The organism is Sodalis sp. (in: enterobacteria) (assembly GCF_047607725.1).
Taxonomy (GTDB): Bacteria; Pseudomonadota; Gammaproteobacteria; order Enterobacterales; family Enterobacteriaceae; genus JBLKSS01.
On the sequence record NZ_JBLKSS010000015.1, the window covers coordinates 1 to 19683 of the forward strand.

Here is a 19683-nt window from a genome sequence, read left to right on the forward strand (position 1 = left end):
CAAAAGCAGCAGCATCCTGATCAGTCAACTGCCGGTAAAAAAATGGTATGGACTGATAGAAAACCCCACGACAGCTGACGCGTTACTCGATCGGCTAGTACACCCCAGCTATCGACTGGAACTTAAAGGCGAATCACTACACAAAGAGCAAGGAGTAGCCAGCACAGGAAAATAGACTAAAACCGAGTCAGAAGATGAGCGAACACGTGATCGAATATCACTGGAATGGGTGATCGGAAAATATCGGAATAACTGATCGGATGTCGCCGGAACAGATGATCGGATACGTCGGAATCTGCACCCCACGGAACCGCTGCCGATGACAATTAAATCGTAAACCATACCCTGATGCTCCTGACTGTGTTCCGCCGGCTGTCGCGCCGGGTGAGATAAGTGTAATAATAGTCCGGAAGCTCGAATAGGGTCATCTGTCTGAAATAAAGCTTACGTAAAATAAAATCACCCGCGACGGGGCAGCGGGTGACATCAGGGGTGATAGAACTAATGTTTGCGGTAATCCAGGTGTTCCGTTGATTCTATTTTGGCGATACCGGCTTCGAGAATGGAAATCAACTGCTTGGCGACATCGGTCGTGAGCCATAATGTCCGGTCAACTTCCGCATCGGCGGTGGCCTGGTCAGGGGAATTGACATAATGCAGGCGAATCATCATGGCATCGTAGGCATCTACCGTACTAATGTCCCAGCCGACCAGCGGGTGTGTATGAATGATTTCGTTTTTTCTGTCCATATATACCCCTTTTTTGACTCGTTATGATTTGAGTGACTATGAGGTTCTGGCATCTCCTGGTTCGCAGGTAGCTTCATTATACCCGCCTTTTTCAAATTTTTTCGCAATTAGAGACTTTTTTTGTAATAGGAAACGTCGCAAAGGGTTACTGAGCGCGCCACCATGAGCGGCTGCGGCCCGCGCGGCGCGACGGTTAATCCTGCCGTGGCGCGGGAGGCAGCGTCACCGGCATTACGCGACGGGCCAGCTCTTCCGCTAATTGTGCGAAATATTTCTGCATCAATGCATCGCGGTTTTGGTTCTGTGCTTCCAGCATCAGGTTATGAATCAGCAGCTGATTTGCTTTTTCATCCAGGCTGAATGAAAGATAGGAAAAAGCGATTTCCAGCACGCTCAGCCGGCGCTGCTGTTCACTTATCAATTGCAGTAACTCACCGAAGGTCATCGCTTCTTCTGGCTTTTCCGGCGTCATGGTGTTCTCCCGAAAGCGGTGGTGCCGTCTTGGATAGATACAGGCAATGAATAGGCCAAGGGCGGCCTATCCCCTATCATAAGCCGCATTGGGAATTTTTTCAGCGAAAGCCTGCGTATTTGGGCGAAAAGGAATAAAAAAAAGCCGGGTAGCGAACCCGGCAAGCGACAGTACAACAAAATCTTATTGTGGAGAGTGCGGGTCAAACCAGTCATCGGCGCTTTCCCACATCTCTTGCAGGATGTCGGTGATAAGCGCCTTGTCTTCCTTGCTGCCGCCCAGGACGGTAATGCCGTTGGCGCTGGCATACCGTACCTGAAGCTGGGAGTCGGAAAATCGTTTATCAATGCGCAGATGTAGTTCTTTGCTCAACGCCTCCAGGGCACCGGCAGGAAGCGGTGTCGATTTGGCGAGGGTGATTTCAATTCGCATTTGTTTGTTCTCACTGTATCAGAGCCTGTTTATTTATACAGTATATTGTGAGAGGGTGCAACCGGTATGGGCGTTTTGCTGCGATGGCTATGGCTTGACGTTCCCCGGCGGAACACGCCAGACCGGATGATGAGGCGGTGCGATAGGATGCCGGCAGTGCCGGTGACCCGCTCGGCGTCGGTGGGGGAATCAGGCAGCGCCCGCATCCCCGTGGTCTGGCCCCGGTGGCGCACGACTAAGGTTGCGCCCGGCGCCAGGCCGTCCGGTTATTGACCGCTTTCGTCAACCACTGTCCAATTCAGCGTCTGGTCGGCAAGGAAGGGCACCAGCGTCTCGCCATCGCCGTCCGCCAGAGAGATAGTCGCAGGTTGGCGATGGGCCTCACGGCGCAGCGTAATAAAATCCTCGTTAAGCGGCAAACCGTAGAAGCGCGGGCCGTTAAGCGAACAAAGCGCTTCCAAATGCGCCAGCGCACCGATCTCCTCGAATACCGTAGCGTAGGCCGGCAGGGCGGTGGGGGCGTTGAAAACGCCGGCACAGCCGCAGTCCGACTCTTTACGCGCTCTGGCGCCCAGCGCAGTATCGGTACCGAGAAACAGGCGGTCGCAGCCGCTGGCCACCGCGACGCGCAAAGCCTGCTGGTGCACGTTGCGCTTAAGGATCGGCAGGCAGTTAAAGATGCGGTCGACCCCCCCCCACCAGCATATGGTTACGGTTGAACATCAGGTGCTGCGGGGTAATGGTGGCGCCCAAATACGCATCGCCGGCCAGCACATAGTCGGCGGCCTCTTTGGTGGTGATATGTTCAAAAACGATTTTCAGCGCCGGGAACTGACGGCGGATCGGCGCCATGACCTGTTCAATAAAGCGCGCCTCGCGATCGAAGATATCAATATCCCCCGCCGTCACTTCTCCATGTATCAGCAGCGGCATACCGATCGTCTGCATCGCCTCGAACAGGGGATAAATCGCGGCAATATTGGTGACCCCGTGCTGGGAGTTGGTGGTGGCATTGGCCGGATAGAGCTTGGCGGCGGTAAACACCCTCTGGCGGTGCCCATCAATCAACGTTTGCCTGTCCAGCGAATCCGTCAAATAACAGGTCATCAACGGCGTAAAGCGGTGACCCGCCAGCAGCGCAGCCAAAATACGTTCGCGGTAGGCTATCGCCTGGGCGAGGGTAGTAATGGGCGGTGTCAGATTGGGCATGATGCTCGCCCGGCCAAAATAACGGCTGGTGTAGGGCAGCACCGTGCGCAACATATCATCGTCGCGCAAATGAACATGCCAGTTGTCCGGCCGGCGAATTTTCAGTACTGCGGGCTGTACGGTCATGGGGTCTAGCTCCAGTTAAGCAGGGTAAAGTTAAAGCGCTTTGAACATAACGGCGGGGTACAAGAATAAGAGTAAAGCGCGGTCATTGCATCAATTTCTTGGCCCATCGCGGGACGCCACGCGGACAAAAAAAGACCCGCCGAAGCGGGTCTGAGTTGTGAGGCGTTATAGCGGATCCGGCGTGTCCGGACGGGTTGCCGGGGCGGTCGCCTGCTTATCCGCGGCGTGGCCGCCGGCGGCGCCACGACCGTCGAACCGATAATCCGGCCGTTGCCAGTCGCTGACCGGCAGCGGCGAAGGCGTATAGGTCGGCGCTGGCGCTTTGGTCATCGGCGCGCTGGCATGATGCTTGAAACGCATTGCGGGGGTGTCTTGCGTTACCGTCAACGGGCGTCCTTCCTGCGTCGGCGGCGGGCTGACGGGCGGCGGCATATGACGGGCGACGTCTTCAGCCGCCGCGGATGGTGTTGACTGCGTAGTGCCGACATTCTCGCTGTCCGCGGCCGGAACGACCGGGGGCAATGCGGCGCCGGGGAACGGCTCGGAAACTGCGGCGGCATCCGTCGTCGTGCCCGCATTGGCCGTGTCGTCAGGGCGTGACGCATTGTGCGTCGCAGACGGCGTAAGGTCCGGCGCCTGATTAACGGGACGTGCGTCGTCATGGGACGCGACCGGCTGCTGCGACGGCGCCAAATCGGCTGGACGTTCTTCATCGCTTTGTTCAAACGACAGCGGGGCGGCTTCGGCGCTGGAGGTGGCCGGCACGGCATTGGGCTGTGCTGGCGTTTGCGGCAGGTCGTCGACATCCTGAGCCGTTGACGTCACGGCGCTGCCTGCGGCCGGTTCCGCCTGCTCAATCTGCCGTTGCGCCACCGGCTGCTCGTCGGGGGCGATCACCGGCGGTACTTCATCAGCGGCAGCCTCCTGCGCAGGTGACGGTACCAACGGGACCAGCGTTGGCTGCGGAAGCTGTTGACTGTTCAGCACCTCGCTGACCGTCGCGACCGCGGCTTCGCCCGCCGGCGTAACGGCAAACGCCGCCTGTTCCTGGCGCACGGTGGTGGCATTGGTACCCGCGGCCACATCGGCGCCGGCGTCATGTTCCGGTTGCTCAATGGGGGTGACGGGATAGCTCACCCACACTTTACCCGAAGCCATTTCAGGCGACACCACCGCGCTGGTAAGCGGTACCGGCGATGAGAGCGGATAACGTTCGTCACGGTAGCGGCGACGGCGCTGGCCGCTGACGCGCAGATGAAGAGGTGAACGGCGGGAACGGCGCGGCAAGCACGCCTCGTTGCCGTTACGTCCGCCGTCGACATTGCCGGCCTCGAGCGCGGCATCATTTTCGCCTTGCGCACCGTCGATATCGTCATCTTGGCTTTCCACCGCCGCATTGAATGTGGCCGTAGCGCTTTCCGCCGCGTCTGATGCCGGCGCGGCGGCGGGGAGGGCTGCCCGATCGCCGACGCGGATTTTGCGGTTCAGCGTGCGACGCTGGCGGCGCGGCTCGGCCTGAATCGGTTTATCTTCCTCGCTGGCGGTGTCGTTGTCGTCTGGCGCTATCTCGGCCGGCAGCGCTTTCAATTCCTGCTCGGCGATCTGCGCTTTCGGCTCCTGCTGACGGCGCCGTTGGCGATCCTGGCGGGGTTCACGGCGCGATTGTTGCACCTGCTCTTCCTGCTGGGTCTCGCCAATCATATCTCCCGTGGTCTCCGTCTCGGTGACGGCCTGGGGACGCTTGTGGCGCGCATCGTCACGACCTTCGCGGCGTTCGCGCGGCTGGCGGCTTTCCTGACCGGCGCGGGTCGGCTCGTTGTTGCGCTCGCGGCGGCCATTCTGTTGACGGCGTTGACCGCGGCGATCCTGACGCTCCTGACGGCGCGGCGTTTCCGCCTCGGGCGCCGTCTCGACGACTACCGCTTCGGCGGCGTTGCTTTCCGTCTGTTGCGCCGGCGTGCCGATGAGGGATTTGAAGCCGGCGACCAGGCGGCCGAACAGGCCGCGGGAAGCGACCGCGGTCTCTACGGCGGCGGCAGGTTTCTCGCTGGCTAGCGGCGGATCGGGCATGACAAAAGCCGCCAGCGCCGGCTGCTCGGGGCGCTTGCGCTCTGCGGCGGGCTCCTCAGACGGCTGGATCATTTCCGCTTCGTGTAATTGTGGCAGCAGGTAGCTCAGCGTCGGGGCCTCTTCGCCCTTGCGCACGCGCAACACCGCGTAATGCGGAGTCTGCATTTGATCGTTCGGGACGATAATCGCCCGTACGCCGCCTTGGCGTTTCTCGATGGCGTTGACGGCTTCGCGCTTCTCGTTTAGCAAATAGGAGGCGATGGGAACCGGCACGATGGCATGAACTTCGTGGGTATTCTCTTTCAGCGCTTCTTCTTCGATAAGTCGCAGTATGGAAAGGGAAAGGGATTCGTTATCACGGATGGTGCCGGTGCCGCCGCAGCGGGGGCAGACGTGATGGCTCGATTCACCGAGCGACGGGCTCAGACGCTGGCGGGAGAGCTCCAGCAGGCCGAAGCGGGAGATGCGGCCTATTTGAATACGGGCACGATCCTGGCGGACCGACTCGCGCAGGCAATTTTCCACTTCCCGCTGATGGCGCACCGGCGTCATATCGATGAAGTCGATAACGATCAGGCCGCCCAGGTCGCGCAGGCGCAGCTGACGGGCGATTTCATCGGCCGCTTCAAGGTTGGTATTGAAAGCGGTTTCTTCAATATCGCCGCCGCGGGTTGAACGCGCGGAGTTGATATCAATGGCGGTAAGAGCCTCGGTGGTGTCGATGACAATGGAACCGCCGGAGGGCAACCGCACTTCACGCTGAAATGCGGATTCAATCTGTGATTCGATCTGGTAGTGGCTGAACAGAGGGATTTCACCGCTGTAGAGTTTAATCTTACTGGTAAAATCCGGGCGGCCAAGCGACGCAATATGCTCTTTCGCCAAATCCAGCACTTTAGGATTATCGATCAGGATTTCGCCAATATCGGGCCGTAAATAATCGCGGAAAGCGCGGACGATAACATTACTTTCCTGGTGAATCAAAAACGGCGCAGGGCGCCCTTCGGCGGCTTTTTTTATCGCTTGCCAGTGTTTGAGGCGAAAGGCAAGATCCCATTGCAGCGCATCGGCTGATTTGCCGACGCCGGCGGTGCGGACGATGAGCCCCATGCCGTCAGGAAGTTCAAGGGAGGACAACGCTTCTTTCAGCTCGGTGCGGTCGTCGCCTTCGATACGGCGCGAAATCCCGCCCGCGCGCGGGTTGTTCGGCATCAGCACCAGATAGCTGCCGGCCAGGCTGATAAAGGTGGTCAGCGCCGCGCCCTTATTACCCCGTTCCTCTTTATCCACCTGCACGATGACTTCCTGACCTTCACGCAGCACATCCTTGATATTGGGTCTGCCATGGGAAGAATATTGAGGAGGAAAGTACTCGCGGGAAATTTCTTTAAGGGGAAGGAAACCGTGGCGCTCGGCGCCATAATCCACAAACGCCGCTTCCAGGCTGGGTTCAATACGGGTGATTTTACCCTTGTAGATATTGGCTTTTTTTTGCTCATGCCCGGGGCTCTCAATATCCAGGTCATACAGCCGCTGGCCATCTACCAGAGCAACGCGCAACTCCTCCTGTTGAGTTGCGTTAATTAACATTCTTTTCATCGTAACTTACTCATTTTTATGCATTGGCATCAGAGCTGCGGGCAAAAAACCGCATGGCCGGGTAATCACCGACGACCCCGTGATTTGGCGCAAAGCCGTCAACCTCACGGTTGTCGCTTGCTAAGGGGCGCATTATTTCGGTAGACTGTTTCCCATAATGGAAAACAGCACTTTTACAGGGGAATAACGTCTGATGGTTATTGCCAGAACGGATTCCTTTTGCCGACCAAGCTGCAATCCGCAGCCCGCTAACTGCCCGAATTAGCCATTACGTCTTACGCCATTGCCGCGTTTAGGCTAAACCAGACAAATTCAAAATTCCTCGATTACTCGTCTTAGACGCGAAAACGTGGAAAGTAAATGCATTATTCCACTGCTGACACGCATATAGCAAGACGACTTTAGCCATCGATGACAAGTATCAGACCCATCCTGATGGCTTCTCACAGAATAGCGTAACGAGGCCACCGGACCAGAAAAAACCTTTTACCGATGAAACCACAGTTAAGCATATAAAAAGAAGTGGCGCTATGGTGTCGGTATATTTAGAATCCCGGCCCATGAATGAGAATAATCCCGGCGTACATTTTATCACCATCTCCGCAGACGAAGCCGGTCAGCGGATAGACAATTTTTTGCGTACACGCCTCAAAGGGGTGCCGAAAAGCATGATTTACCGCATCGTGCGTAAAGGTGAAGTACGCGTCAATAAAAAAAGGGTAAAACCGGAATACAAACTGCAAAATGATGATGAAGTGCGTATTCCGCCGGTACGACGGTCGGATGACGAGCAGGCGCCTGTTTCCACCGGGCTGGATAAAGTCGCCGCGTTAAATGACGCCGTGCTCTGTGAAGACGATTATCTGCTGATCCTGAATAAACCGGCCGGCACGGCCGTGCATGGCGGCAGCGGTCTGAGTTTTGGCGTCATTGAAGGCCTGCGCGCCCTGCGCCCCGATGCGCGCTTTCTGGAATTGGTTCACCGCCTGGATCGGGACACGTCCGGGGTGCTGTTGGTGGCCAAGAAACGATCGACGCTGCGTGTGCTGCATGAGCAATTGCGCGCTAAGGGGATGCAAAAGGACTATCTGGCGCTGGTGCGCGGTCAGTGGCAGTCCCACGTCAAAACGGTCGCGGCGCCGCTGCTGAAGAATATCCTCGCCAGCGGCGAGCGCATCGTGCGGGTAAACAGCGAGGGTAAACCGTCGGAAACCCGTTTCAAAGTGGAAGAGCGGTTTACGCTGGCCACGCTGGTTAGGGCGAGTCCGGTCACCGGGCGCACCCATCAGATTCGGGTTCATGCCCAACATGCCGGCCATCCCATTGCGTTTGACGATCGCTACGGCGACGGCGCGTTCGATCAGCAACTGAAAGGATGCGGCCTGAATCGCCTGTTTTTGCACGCCGCCGCGCTGCGCTTTGATCATCCCGGCAGCGGCGAAACGCTGCGGATAGAGGCGCCGCTGGATGCGCCGCTGCGCCAGTGCCTGCTGTATCTGCGCGCCCATTATAAATAGCCGCCAGGGCGCATGCCGGCTGTTAACGGTTACGCCCGCAGCGGGTTCACCCCCTCTCGGCGCAACATGTCGGCGAGCGCCAGCAGCGGCAGCCCTATCAAGGTATTGGGATCGCGGCCTTCCAGCGCCTCGAACAGCGCGATCCCCAAGCCTTCGCACTGAAAACTGCCCGCACACTGCAAAGGTTGTTCCAAACGCACATAGCCGGCGATTTCCGCGTCTTCCAGCGTCCGGAAATGGACGACAAAGGGCTCCATACACGTCTGCAGCCGCCCACTGGCGCTGTTGAGCAGCGCCAGGACGGTGTAGAACGTTACTGCTTTACCGGAAGCGCGGGTGAGCTGCGCGATGGCATTCGCTTCCGTTAGCGGCTTGCTTGCGATCTGGCCCTCTAACACGCAGCACTGATCGGAACCGATTATCAGGTGGCGGGGATACCTGTCGGCCAGCGCCTGTGCTTTCGCGCTGGCCAGACGCCGCACCATTTGCGCCGCCGTTTCGCCGGCGAGCGGGGTTTCATCGATATCCGGCGCCAGATAATCAAACGGTATTTTCAGTTTCTCCAGCAGCGCGCTGCGGTAAGGGGAAGAAGAGGAGGCCAACACAATTTTATTCATTACACTGTTACCCGCAGTATGGCGAAAATGACCGCCGCATTTTAAACTGTCCGGTGTCAATAATGCGAATATGGGGGAAAAGCGGTGCAAAACACCCTTTTTCTTTGACTCCCGCCCGTTACAAAGTTAATATGCGCGCCCTATGCAAAAGGTAAAATTACCCTTGACCATTGATGCGGTACGCACCGCTCAGAAACGCCTGGACTACGCTGGTGTCTATGCGCCTGAGCGGGTAACGCGTGTTGCCGAATCCGTGGTGAGTGTGGAGAGTGATGTCGAGGCCGCGTTATCGTTCGCAATCGATAAACAGCGCCTGGCGGTGATTAGCGGCCACGCGGATGTAGAGGTGACTCTGCGCTGCCAGCGTTGCAACCAGCTGTTCGCGCATCAGGTTCATACGACATTCAGTTTCAGTCCGGTCGTCAGCGCCGAACAGGCTGAGGCGTTGCCGGAAGCGTACGAGGCGGTCTACGTCGATGAATTTGGCGAGGTGGATTTGTTGGCAATGATTGAAGATGAAATTATTATTTCTTTGCCTATCGAGCCGGTGCATGATCCTGAACACTGTGAAGTGTCCGCAACGGAACAGGTATTTGGTAAACTACCCGCCGAGGCGGAAAAACTTAATCCATTTTCCGTATTAGCCAGTTTAAAGCATAAGTAATCGAGGAGTAAGGTCCATGGCTGTACAACAAAACAAACCCACCCGTTCCAAACGTGGTATGCGCCGTTTTCACGACGCGCTGACCACCTCCACTGTATCAGTGGACAAAGCTTCCGGTGAAACCCACCTGCGTCACCACATCACCGCCGACGGTTTCTACCGCGGTCGTAAAGTTATCGCCAAGTAATTCCTAAGGCGATACATTGAGACGTCTAACCCTTGTGTTAGATGCAATGGGCGGTGACTTTGGTCCCGCCGTGACGGTGCCTGCAGCATTGCAGGCACTGGTCTCATATCCGCAACTTGAACTGCTGCTCGTCGGCAATCCCGCAGCGATTAATCCTTTACTGGTAAAAACCGATTCCGTTCTGCGCGAGCGATTGACGGTCATACCCGCTGAATCGGTTATTACCAGTGACGCCAAACCGTCGCAGGCCATACGGGCCAGCCGCGGGACATCCATGCGCGTCGCGCTGGAGCTTATCAAGGACGGTCGCGCCCAGGCCTGCGTCAGCGCCGGCAATACCGGCGCGCTGATGGGGCTGGCGAAGCTGGTGCTAAAACCCCTTGACGGTATCGAGCGGCCGGCGCTGATGGTGGTTTTACCCCATCAAAAGCAGGGCAAAACGGTCGTGCTGGATTTGGGCGCCAACGTCGCCTGCGATGGTCCGATGCTGGCGCAATTCGCTGTCATGGGCGCGGTGATGGCGGAGCACATCGTGGGGGTGAATAACCCGCGCGTGGCGCTTTTAAATATCGGCGAGGAAGAAACCAAGGGCCTCGACCCTATTCAGCACGCGGCGGCACTGTTACGAGATGTTCCGTCAATCAATTATATCGGCTATCTTGAAGCCAATAAATTATTGACGGGAAAAACCGATGTCCTGGTCTGTGACGGTTTTGTTGGTAATGTCACATTAAAGACCATGGAAGGGGTGATAAGAGTTTTTCTGTCATTGCTGAAATCCTCTGGGGAAAGCGGCAGGCAGGGTTGGCCGATTCAATGGGTCAAGCGCTGGATGAAACGTCGCCAGATTCGTCAATTCGGGCAATTGAATCCAGACCAATATAATGGCGCTTGCCTGATAGGTTTGCGAGGCACCGTAATTAAAAGCCACGGTGCGGCAAATCAGCGCGCGTTTACCGCCGCTATCGAACAGGCAATGCAAGCGGTGGAGCGGCAGATCCCGGAGCGGATTGCCGCACGCCTGGATGCGGTACTACCCAAGAGTGATTAAGCGTACATGTTTACTAAGATTCTCGGCACCGGTAGCTATCTTCCGGCGCAAATCCGGTCCAACGCCGACCTGGAAAAAATGGTGGACACTTCGGATGAGTGGATTATCACCCGAACCGGCATCCGCGAACGCCGCATCGCCAGTGCCGATGAAACCGTCTCCAGTATGGGGCGTCATGCCACTGAACAAGCGCTGAATATGGCCGGCATCGAGGCGGAGAAAGTCGGCATGGTGATTGTCGCCACGACCTCGTCTAGTCACGCTTTTCCCAGTTCAGCCTGTCAGATTCAGCGCGACCTGGGGATTAACGACTGCATCGCTTTCGATATGGCGGCGGCCTGCGCCGGTTTTGCCTATGCACTCGGCGTGGCGGATACCTATATCAAAAACGGCGTGGTCGAGTATGCGCTGGTAGTAGGGTCCGATACGTTAAGCCATACCCTGGACCCCGAGGATCGCGGTACGTTGATTTTGTTCGGCGACGGTGCGGGCGCGGTGGTGCTCGGACGCTCGGCGACACCGGGCATCATTTCCACGCATCTGCACGCCGATGGCCGCTATGGCGATCTGCTGACGCTTCCGTATCACAACCGCCTGGATCCCGCCGCCTCCGCTTACCTGACGATGTCGGGCAACGAAGTATTCAAGGTGGCGGTCACCGAACTGGCGCATATCGTCGACGAAACGCTCAGCGCCAACGCGCTCGATCGCAGCGAGCTGGATTGGCTGGTGCCGCATCAGGCCAACCTGCGCATCATTACCGCCACCGCCAAGCGCCTGGGAATGGGCATGGAAAAAGTGATGGTCACACTGGATCGGCACGGCAACACCTCCGCCGCTTCGGTGCCGCTGGCGCTCGATGAAGCGGTGCGCGACGGTCGCATTCAGCCGGGACAGCTGGTGCTGCTTGAAGCCTTTGGCGGCGGTTTCACCTGGGGTTCGGCGCTGTTACGGTTTTAATCTACAGGAAGCATAATAATGACTGTTTTTGCCATGGTATTTCCAGGACAGGGCTCCCAGACGGTGGGGATGCTGGCGGAGCTGGCGGCGGATCACGCGGTGGTCGAGGCGACGTTTGCCGAAGCTTCCGCTGCCCTGGGTTATGATTTGTGGCAGCGGGTGCAGCAAGGCCCGGCTGAAGAGCTGAACAAAACTTGGCAGACCCAGCCGACATTATTGGCGTCATCTGTTGCCCTATGGCGCGTCTGGCAGCAGCAGGGCGGACGGGCGCCGGCGCTGCTGGCCGGCCACAGTCTGGGCGAGTATTCCGCGCTGGTCTGCGCCGGCAGTCTGGATTTCACCGCGGCGATCGCGCTGGTGGCACTGCGCGGCAAACTTATGCAGGAAGCGGTACCGTCCGGAAGCGGCGCAATGTCCGCTATCATCGGGCTGGATAACGATGCTATCGCCGCCGCCTGTGAACGGGTGGCTCAGGGGCAGGTGGTTTCGCCGGTGAATTTCAATTCGCCGGGTCAGGTGGTAATCGCCGGGCATAAGGAAGCGGTGGAACGGGCCGGCGTGTTCTGTAAGGAAGCCGGGGCCAAGCGCGCGTTGCCGTTGCCGGTCAGCGTGCCGTCCCATTGTGCCCTGATGAGGCCCGCCGCAGAAAAACTGGCGCAGGCGTTGGAAGCGGTAACATTTGTCGCGCCGCGGATCCCGGTGATCAACAACGTTGATGTGCGCGCGGAGCAGGATCCAGCGGCCATCCGCCAAGCATTGGTGCGCCAGCTATATAGCCCGGTCCGCTGGACTGAAACCGTGGAGTACCTTGCGGCCCAGGGCGTAGAGGTATTGTTGGAAGTCGGCCCTGGTAAAGTGCTTACCGGCCTGACCAAACGTATTGTCGGCACCCTGTCGGGCGCGGCGGTGAATGATCCCGCCTCGCTGGCCGCAGCGATTGAACATTAACATTGGGGTTACAGATGAGCTTTGAAGGTAAAATTACGCTGGTGACCGGCGCTAGCCGGGGTATTGGCCGCGCGATAGCGGAAACGCTCGCGGCGCGTGGCGCGACTGTGATTGGTACCGCTACCAGTGAAACGGGCGCGACCGCCATCAGCGCCTATCTGGGCGACAGCGGTAAAGGAATGGAATTGGATGTTTCCAGTAACGATTCCATCGAGGCTTTTTTAGAGAAAATGCGCGCGGAATTTGGCGACGCGGATATTTTAGTGAATAATGCGGGCATTACGCGTGATAATTTGCTGATGCGCATGAAAGAAAATGAATGGCAGTCTATTCTTGATACTAATCTGACGTCCGTATTCCGCATGTCCAAAGCGGTATTGCGGGCCATGATGAAAAAGCGCTACGGCAGAATTATTACAATCGGTTCTGTTGTTGGCGCCATGGGCAATGCGGGACAAGCCAATTATGCCGCCGCCAAGGCGGGTTTAATTGGCTTTAGTAAATCGCTGGCGCGTGAAGTCGCCTCGCGCGGCATTACGGTCAATGTGGTGGCGCCGGGATTTATCGCGACAGATATGACCGAAGCGTTGACAGATGAGCACCGTGCGGGCATTTTGTCCCAGATTCCGGCAAATCGTCTCGGCTATCCGAAAGAAATCGCCAGTGCTGTCGCTTTTTTCGCCTCTGAGGAGGCAGCATACATTACCGGCGAAACGATACATGTCAATGGCGGCATGTATATGCTGTAAAAAGCACGAAAATCATTTGCGTTATTTGTGGTAAAAACCGCAAAATAGCATAAAATCGTGGTTCGACCAGCCGGGATTGAGTTGCATCTTTTTCAACATTTTATACACTACGAAAACCATCGCGTAAGCGAGTTTTGATAGGAAATTTAAGAGTATGAGCACTATCGAAGAAAGCGTTAAGGCAATCATCGCTGAGCAACTGGGCGTTAAGAAAGAAGAAGTCGTAAATAATGCTTCTTTTGTTGACGACCTCGGCGCTGACTCTCTTGACACCGTTGAGCTGGTAATGGCGCTGGAAGAAGAGTTCGATACCGAAATTCCGGACGAAGAAGCTGAGAAAATCACTACTGTTCAGGCAGCGATTGATTTTATTCAGGCAAGCCAGCAGTAAGCGAACATCCCTACCCTAGGCGGTCACTCGACCGCCTAAGTTTTTAGTCCCACAGTAAACTATTTTCCCTCCCTGGAGGACAAACGTGTCTAAGCGTCGAGTAGTTGTGACCGGACTTGGCATGTTGTCTCCTGTCGATAATACCGTAGAATCTACGTGAAGCGCGCTCCTTGCCGGACAGAGTGGCATCGGCCTGATCGACCATTTTGATACTACTGCCTATGCAACACGTCTTGCAGGCTTAGTTAGAAATTTTAATTCTGAAGATTATCTGTCGCGTAAAGAAGCCCGCAAGATGGATGCCTTCATCCAGTATGGCGTCGCCGCCGGCCTCCAGGCAATGCAGGACTCTGGCCTGGTGGTAACCGAAGAAAATGCCGATCGTATCGGCGCGGCTATCGGTTCGGGTATCGGCGGCCTGGGGTTGATTGAAGAGAACCACAGCGCCCTGGTGAACGGCGGACCACGTAAAATCAGTCCGTTCTTCGTGCCCTCGACCATTGTCAATATGGTGGCAGGCCATTTGTCCATCATGTGTGGCCTGCGCGGCCAAGCATCTCCATTGCCACCGCCTGTACCACCGACGTGCATAATATAGGCCATGCGGCGCGCATTATCGCTTATGACGACGCGGACGTCATGCTGGCGGGGGGCCGCCGAGAAAGGCAGTACGCCGCTGGGCGTCGGCGGTTTTGGCGCGTTGCGGGCGCTGTCGACCCGCAACGACAATCCCCAGGCCGCAAGCCGTCCTTGGGATCGCGACCGTGACGGTTTCGTTCTTGGCGACGGCACGGGCGTGATGGTGCTGAGTATGAGCATGCCAAACGGCGCGGCACGAAAATCTACACCGCAGTGGTCGGATTTGGCATGAGCAGCGATGCTTACCACATGACCTCACCGCCGGATGACGGCGCCGCGCGATCGATGATCAATGCGCTACGCGATGCGGGCATAACGCCGGGCAGGTGGCCTACATCAATGCGCACGGTACCTCGACGCCCGCCGGCGATAAAGCCGAAACCCAGGCGGTGAAGGCGGTATTCGCCGAGTCTGCCGGCAAAGTGATGGTGAGCTCCACGAAGTCGATGACGGGACATCTACTGGGTGCGGCCGGCGCTATCGAAGCAATCTTCAGCGTGTTGGCGTTACGCGATCAGGCGATTCCACCGACCATTAACCTGGATAATCCCGACGAAGGCTGCGATCTGGACTATGTGCCGAAAGAAGCGCGTCAGGTCAAGGGAATGGATTACACCTTGTGCAATTCGTTCGGCTTCGGCGGGACCAACGGCTCGCTGGTGTTCCGCGCGATTTAATCGTAGCATGTTGCCTAATGGCCCGTTATCGGGCCATTTTTTTTTAGTCTTCCGCGATCGGCCCACAGGAGGCGAAATGTATTGGATCAACGGTATCCCGCAGGCACAATTGCCGCTCACCGATCGTGCCGTACATTTCGGTGATGGTTTCTTTACCACCACCCGGTTGCTTGACGGAGACATTCCTCTGCTGGCGTGGCATCTCGAACGGCTGGCGCTGGCGGGGCAGCGGTTACTGTTCGCGCCATTCGATGCCGACGCCCTGCGCCGTGAAATGTTGGCGGCGGCACACGGCGGCGGCGATGGCGTTATTAAAGTGCTGATAAGCCGCGGCAGCGGCGGCAGGGGCTATAGCTTTCGCGGCTGCGACGCACCGCAGCGCATCGTTTCGCGAACGCCTGCGCCGGCGCAATATCCCCGCTGGCGCCAGGGGGGGGTGCGGCTCAGCCAAAGCCCGGTGCGCCTGGCGCGCAATCCGCTGCTGGCGGGTATCAAGCACAATAACCGGTTGGAGCAGGTGCTTGTCCGCGCCCACCTGGACCGCGATGGCGCGGATGAAGCGCTGGTGCTGGATACCGAGGGTGTTGTGGTGGAGTGTTGCAGCGCCAATCTTTTCTGGCGCCGGGGGCGAGAGGTGTTCACGCCCGCGCTACGTTATGCCGGCGTCGCCGGCGTGATGCGTCGCCGTGTCATGTCGCTGCTGCCGGCGCTAGGCTACACGCTGGAGGAAGTGAGCGTCGGGCCCGACGCCCTGACCACGGCGGATGAGGTGTTTATCACCAATGCCCTGTTGCCGGTGGTGCCGGTGCGGGCGATAGACACCAGGCAGTATGCCGACAGAACGCTCTACCTGCAGCTTAGCCCGCTTTGTTGACCGACGCTGGACGTGAAGTCGTTATGTTGATTTTGGCCGGTGTGCGACCGGCATGTTGGTTTGGAAGGGAACGTGAACTCATCGATGAAAAAGAAAGGGCTTCTCATCATCCTGCCGCTGGTGCTGGTAGCGCTGGCCGTCGGCTGCCTGTTGCGGATCAAACACTTTGCCGCTGAGCCATTGATCCTCAAGCAGGAAACGATTTTTACCTTGCCGGCCGGAACTGGTCGCGACGGTCTGCAACACTTGCTGCGTCGACAGCATTTGGCGCGACATCTCGGCTGGCTGCCGTGGCTGATGGAGCTGGAGCCGTCGTTGACACCGGTCAAGGCCGGCACCTATCGGCTGAAGCCGGGAATGACGGTGCGTGATCTGCTGCAACTGCTGGTCAGCGGCAAAGAGGCGCAGTTTTTCATCCGTTTTATCGAAGGATCGACGCTGAAAGAGTGGCTGGTCATTCTCGGGCGGGCGCCGTATATGAAACACGATCTGCAGGGCGCCACAGCGCAGACGCTGGGCGCAAAACTCGGTGAGGCGGCGGATAGCGTGCTGGAGGGGCAATTCTATCCCGACACCTATCTTTATACCGCCAATACCCCCGAGAGCGCGATCCTCAAGCGCGCCCACCAGCGCATGAATACCACTCTGGCGCAGATCTGGCAGGGACGGGCCGATGGCCTGCCGTACAAGACGCCGCAGGCGCTGTTGACCATGGCATCCATCGTTGAGAAAGAGACCGGGGTGAAGGAGGAGCGGGTGCGCGTTGCGTCGGTATTTATTAACCGGCTGCGTATCGGCATGAAACTGCAAACCGACCCGACGGTCATCTACGGTATGGGCGAAAATTATCGCGGCAGTATTACGCGGCAGGATTTAACGGCGCCGATGCCGTATAATACCTATATCATTACCGGGCTACCGCCGACGCCGATTGCGATGCCCGGTCAGGCTTCACTGGAGGCCGCCGCGCATCCAGAGAAAAGCGCCTACCTCTATTTCGTCGCCGACGGGCGTGGTGGTCATGTGTTTACCACCAATTTGGCGAGCCATAACCAGGCGGTACAGCACTATCGCCAGCGGCAGAACTCAAAGGAAAACCATGAACAGTAAATTCATCGTGATCGAGGGGCTGGAAGGCGCCGGCAAAACCAGCACGATTGCCGAGGTGGTGGACGTTCTGCGTCAGCAGGGTATTCGCGATGTGGTGTTTACTCGCGAACCGGGCGGTACGCCGCTGGCGGAGGTGCTGCGCACGCTTATTAAAGACGGCGTGGGCGACGAGCTCGTCACCGATCGCGCGGAATTGCTAATGCTTTACGCCGCGCGGGTACAACTGGTGGAAGGGGTTATTAAGCCGGCGCTGGCCCGCGGCGCCTGGGTGGTGGGCGACCGCCACGATCTCTCGTCCCAGGCCTATCAGGGCGGGGGGCGCGGCATGGATACGCGCCTGTTGCAAACACTGCGCGATGCGGTACTGGGAGCGTTCCGGCCCGACCTGACGCTGTATCTGGACATTCCGCCGGCGCTCGGTCTGGCCCGCGCCCGCGCCCGCGGTGAGCTGGATCGGATCGAAGTAGAGTCGCTGGCCTTTTTCGAGCGCACCCGCGCGCGTTATCAGGCGCTGGCGGCGGCGGATGACCGTATAGTAACCATTGACGCCAGCCAGCCGCTCGCCGCGGTGAGCGCCGCGATCCGCGCCCGGCTGACGCAATGGCTACGCGCGCTGGCGCCGTCGCCATGAAATGGTATCCCTGGCTCAACGCCCCCTACCGGCAAATCCTGTCTCGTTATCAGCAAGGGCGTGGACATCACGCCCTGCTGCTGCATAGCCAGCCCGGCAACGGCGAGGCATCGCTGTGCTATGCCCTTAGCCGCTGGCTCATGTGCCGGCAGCCGGATGGTAGCAAAAGCTGCGGCGTCTGCCACAGCTGCCGATTGATGATGGCCGGCAATCATCCCGACTTTTATCAACCGGAGTCGGAAAAAGGGCGACAGACGCTGGGGGTGGACAGTATCCGCACCATTATCGATAGCGTCTATGGCCGCGCCCGCCAGGGTGGCGTGAAAGTGGTCTGGCTGCCCCACGCCGAGCAACTCACCGAGCAGGCGGCCAACGCACTGTTGAAAACCCTGGAAGAGCCGCCGGAGGACACCTATTTTTTGCTGGTCTGTGAAACGCCGGCGCGTCTGTTGCCGACGCTGAGAAGCCGATGTCTCTATTGGCCGCTGCCGGCCCCGAATGAGGCGTTGGGCCTGCGCTGGTTACGGCAGGCGGGCCATGACGAGCCGCTGTCGGTCCGCACCGCGCTGCGCCTGTGCGCCAACGCGCCGCTGGCGGCGGAGATCTTGCTGCAGCCGGCGCGCTGGCAGGCGCGTCTGGCGCTGTGCGCGGCGTTGCAGAATGCGCTTGCCAACGGCGATTTTTTGGCGCTGTTGCCGGCGCTGAATCGCGATAAAGATGACGAGCCGCTGCATTGGCTGCTCAGCCTGTTGACCGATGCGCTGAAATGGCAGCAGGGCGCGCAGGAATTTCTGGTCAACGCCGACAGGACGTCGCTGGTTGCCGCGCTGGCGGCGCGCTGGCCGGCCGGCGTACTGTACGCGCAGTGGCTGCAGTGTTTGCGCCAGTGCCAGGAGATAAGCGGCGTCAATCGCGAATTATTGCTGACCCACTACTTGCTTAATTGGGAGCAGGGCGTTGCCCATACCTATGCTTCCCTGTGATGTAGGATAAGGTTGAACTATGTTTTTAGTTGATTCCCATTGCCATCTTGATGGCCTGGATTACCAAGCGCTGCACCGGGATGTGGCGGATGTCGCGGCCAAGGCGCGCGCGCGATGTGAAACTGATGCTGGCGGTCTGTACCACATTGCCCGGCTTTCATGCCATGACGGCCATGATCGGCCGTCGCGCTGATGTGCTATTTTCCTGCGGTATCCATCCCCTGAATCTTGATGAACCATACGATTTCGCGGAGCTGCGGCGTCTGGCGGCGGGGAAGGGCGTGGTGGCGCTCGGTGAAACCGGTCTGGATTACTATTACCAGCAGGATAACAAGGCGCAGCAGCAGGCGGTGTTCCGTGAACATATTCGCGTGGGGCGCCGCGCTGAATAAGCCGGTCATCGTGCATACGCGCAGCGCCCGTGAAGACACCCTGGCGCATTTTGCGCGAGGAGCAGGCCAGCGATTGCGGCGGCGTGCTTCATTGCTTTACCGAAGACCAGGCGACCTCCAAGGCCTTGCTGGATATGGGGTTCTACATCTCTTTCTCCGGTATTGTCACCTTCCGCAATGCACAAGCGCTGCGCGTGGCGGCGCGCTATATTCCTCTCGATCGGCTCCTGGTGGAGACGGATTCCCCGTAAGCGCCCCGTGGAGGACGTTTTGAATTATTGGTGGGTTTGTTGTTTGAGACAGTAAACCTACGTTACACGCTTATGCTCATTGCATTTTCACATTGTATTGATTTTAATAACTTTTATTTCCATCCCGGTTTGAGTGATATGAAATTAGTGGTTCTGAAGTTTGTGATAGTGTCCACTTAAATTTTAATGGACACTATCACAAACTTCAGAACCACTAATTTCATATCACTCAAACCGGGATGGAAATAAAAATTATTAAAATCAATACAATGTGAAAATGCAATGAGCATAAGTGTGTAACRTAKKYTTACYGKSYCRTACAACAAAMCCACCAATAATTCAAGACGTCCTCCAAGGGGCGCTTACTTATTACACGCTGCGCCA

At 57.9% G+C, this 19683-nt stretch carries 18 protein-coding genes and 3 pseudogenes; 15 read left to right on the plus strand and 6 right to left on the minus strand.

What is annotated here, in order from left to right:
* Positions 1-175, plus strand: a 175-nt coding sequence (locus ACMX3H_RS01765; protein WP_415209605.1) for an ATP-binding protein, incomplete at its 5' end; no start/stop codon positions are given.
* A 326-nt stretch (positions 176-501) separates the two neighbouring features.
* On the opposite strand, the gene bssS is transcribed toward ACMX3H_RS01765, so the two are convergent.
* The 5 genes and pseudogenes from bssS to rne form a co-directional block, all read right to left on the minus strand.
* The gene (gene bssS / locus ACMX3H_RS01770) at positions 502-750 is read right to left on the minus strand and encodes a biofilm formation regulator BssS (RefSeq protein ID WP_415209573.1); all 249 of its coding nucleotides are present in this window, start codon (positions 748-750) and stop codon (positions 502-504) included.
* A 193-nt stretch (positions 751-943) separates the two neighbouring features.
* Positions 944-1222 carry a hypothetical protein gene (locus ACMX3H_RS01775; RefSeq protein WP_415209574.1) on the minus strand — a complete coding sequence of 93 codons (279 nt, stop codon included), beginning with the start codon at positions 1220-1222 and terminating at the stop codon, positions 944-946.
* 183 nt (positions 1223-1405) lie between these two features.
* Positions 1406-1654: a DNA damage-inducible protein I gene (dinI, locus tag ACMX3H_RS01780; protein ID WP_415209575.1), complete on the minus strand. Its 249-nt coding sequence runs from the start codon at positions 1652-1654 to the stop codon at positions 1406-1408.
* 266 nt (positions 1655-1920) lie between these two features.
* Positions 1921-2989 (minus strand): annotated as a pseudogene (pyrC, locus tag ACMX3H_RS01785) (dihydroorotase).
* Between the two features lie 165 nt (positions 2990-3154).
* Positions 3155-6658 (minus strand): ribonuclease E, encoded by a 3504-nt coding sequence (gene rne / locus ACMX3H_RS01790; protein ID WP_415209576.1) that lies wholly within the window; start codon positions 6656-6658, stop codon positions 3155-3157.
* A gap of 560 nt (positions 6659-7218) precedes the next feature.
* On the opposite strand from rne, the gene rluC reads away from it, so the two are divergent.
* Entirely contained in the window at positions 7219-8175 is a 957-nt protein-coding gene (gene rluC / locus ACMX3H_RS01795) for a 23S rRNA pseudouridine(955/2504/2580) synthase RluC (protein WP_415209577.1), read from the plus strand.
* 29 nt (positions 8176-8204) lie between these two features.
* Here rluC and ACMX3H_RS01800 read toward each other — a convergent pair whose 3' ends face one another.
* Positions 8205-8792 carry a Maf family protein gene (locus ACMX3H_RS01800; RefSeq protein WP_415209578.1) on the minus strand — a complete coding sequence of 196 codons (588 nt, stop codon included), beginning with the start codon at positions 8790-8792 and terminating at the stop codon, positions 8205-8207.
* A 142-nt stretch (positions 8793-8934) separates the two neighbouring features.
* Here ACMX3H_RS01800 and yceD point away from each other — a divergent pair, with 142 nt between their 5' ends.
* The 13 genes and pseudogenes from yceD to ACMX3H_RS01865 form a co-directional block, all read left to right on the plus strand.
* Entirely contained in the window at positions 8935-9456 is a 522-nt protein-coding gene (gene yceD / locus ACMX3H_RS01805; RefSeq protein WP_415209579.1) for a 23S rRNA accumulation protein YceD, read from the plus strand.
* A gap of 16 nt (positions 9457-9472) precedes the next feature.
* Entirely contained in the window at positions 9473-9643 is a 171-nt protein-coding gene (gene rpmF, locus ACMX3H_RS01810) for a 50S ribosomal protein L32 (protein WP_415209580.1), read from the plus strand.
* Positions 9644-9659: 16 nt separating this feature from the next.
* The gene (plsX, locus tag ACMX3H_RS01815) at positions 9660-10694 is read left to right on the plus strand and encodes a phosphate acyltransferase PlsX (protein WP_415209581.1); all 1035 of its coding nucleotides are present in this window, start codon (positions 9660-9662) and stop codon (positions 10692-10694) included.
* 6 nt (positions 10695-10700) lie between these two features.
* Entirely contained in the window at positions 10701-11654 is a 954-nt protein-coding gene (locus ACMX3H_RS01820) for a beta-ketoacyl-ACP synthase III (protein WP_415209582.1), read from the plus strand.
* Between the two features lie 18 nt (positions 11655-11672).
* Positions 11673-12602 carry an ACP S-malonyltransferase gene (gene fabD, locus ACMX3H_RS01825; RefSeq protein WP_415209583.1) on the plus strand — a complete coding sequence of 310 codons (930 nt, stop codon included), beginning with the start codon at positions 11673-11675 and terminating at the stop codon, positions 12600-12602.
* Between the two features lie 14 nt (positions 12603-12616).
* Positions 12617-13351 carry a 3-oxoacyl-ACP reductase FabG gene (fabG, locus tag ACMX3H_RS01830; RefSeq protein ID WP_415209584.1) on the plus strand — a complete coding sequence of 245 codons (735 nt, stop codon included), beginning with the start codon at positions 12617-12619 and terminating at the stop codon, positions 13349-13351.
* Between the two features lie 154 nt (positions 13352-13505).
* Positions 13506-13742, plus strand: coding sequence for an acyl carrier protein (gene acpP, locus ACMX3H_RS01835; protein ID WP_011410921.1), 237 nt, complete (start codon positions 13506-13508; stop codon positions 13740-13742).
* A gap of 85 nt (positions 13743-13827) precedes the next feature.
* A pseudogene (fabF, locus tag ACMX3H_RS01840) lies at positions 13828-15058 on the plus strand (beta-ketoacyl-ACP synthase II).
* A gap of 76 nt (positions 15059-15134) precedes the next feature.
* On the plus strand, positions 15135-15932 hold the full coding sequence (gene pabC / locus ACMX3H_RS01845; protein ID WP_415209585.1) for an aminodeoxychorismate lyase: 798 nt from the start codon (positions 15135-15137) through the stop codon (positions 15930-15932).
* 84 nt (positions 15933-16016) lie between these two features.
* On the plus strand, positions 16017-17042 hold the full coding sequence (gene mltG / locus ACMX3H_RS01850; protein WP_415209586.1) for an endolytic transglycosylase MltG: 1026 nt from the start codon (positions 16017-16019) through the stop codon (positions 17040-17042).
* Positions 17032-17673: a dTMP kinase gene (gene tmk / locus ACMX3H_RS01855; RefSeq protein WP_415209587.1), complete on the plus strand. Its 642-nt coding sequence runs from the start codon at positions 17032-17034 to the stop codon at positions 17671-17673. The genes mltG and tmk overlap by 11 nt, the downstream gene beginning before the upstream one ends.
* Positions 17670-18656 (plus strand): DNA polymerase III subunit delta', encoded by a 987-nt coding sequence (gene holB, locus ACMX3H_RS01860; RefSeq protein WP_415209606.1) that lies wholly within the window; start codon positions 17670-17672, stop codon positions 18654-18656. The genes tmk and holB overlap by 4 nt, the downstream gene beginning before the upstream one ends.
* Before the next feature lie 19 nt (positions 18657-18675).
* Positions 18676-19296: pseudogene (locus ACMX3H_RS01865) on the plus strand (YchF/TatD family DNA exonuclease); the annotation flags it as partial.
* Positions 19297-19683 lie beyond the last annotated feature (387 nt).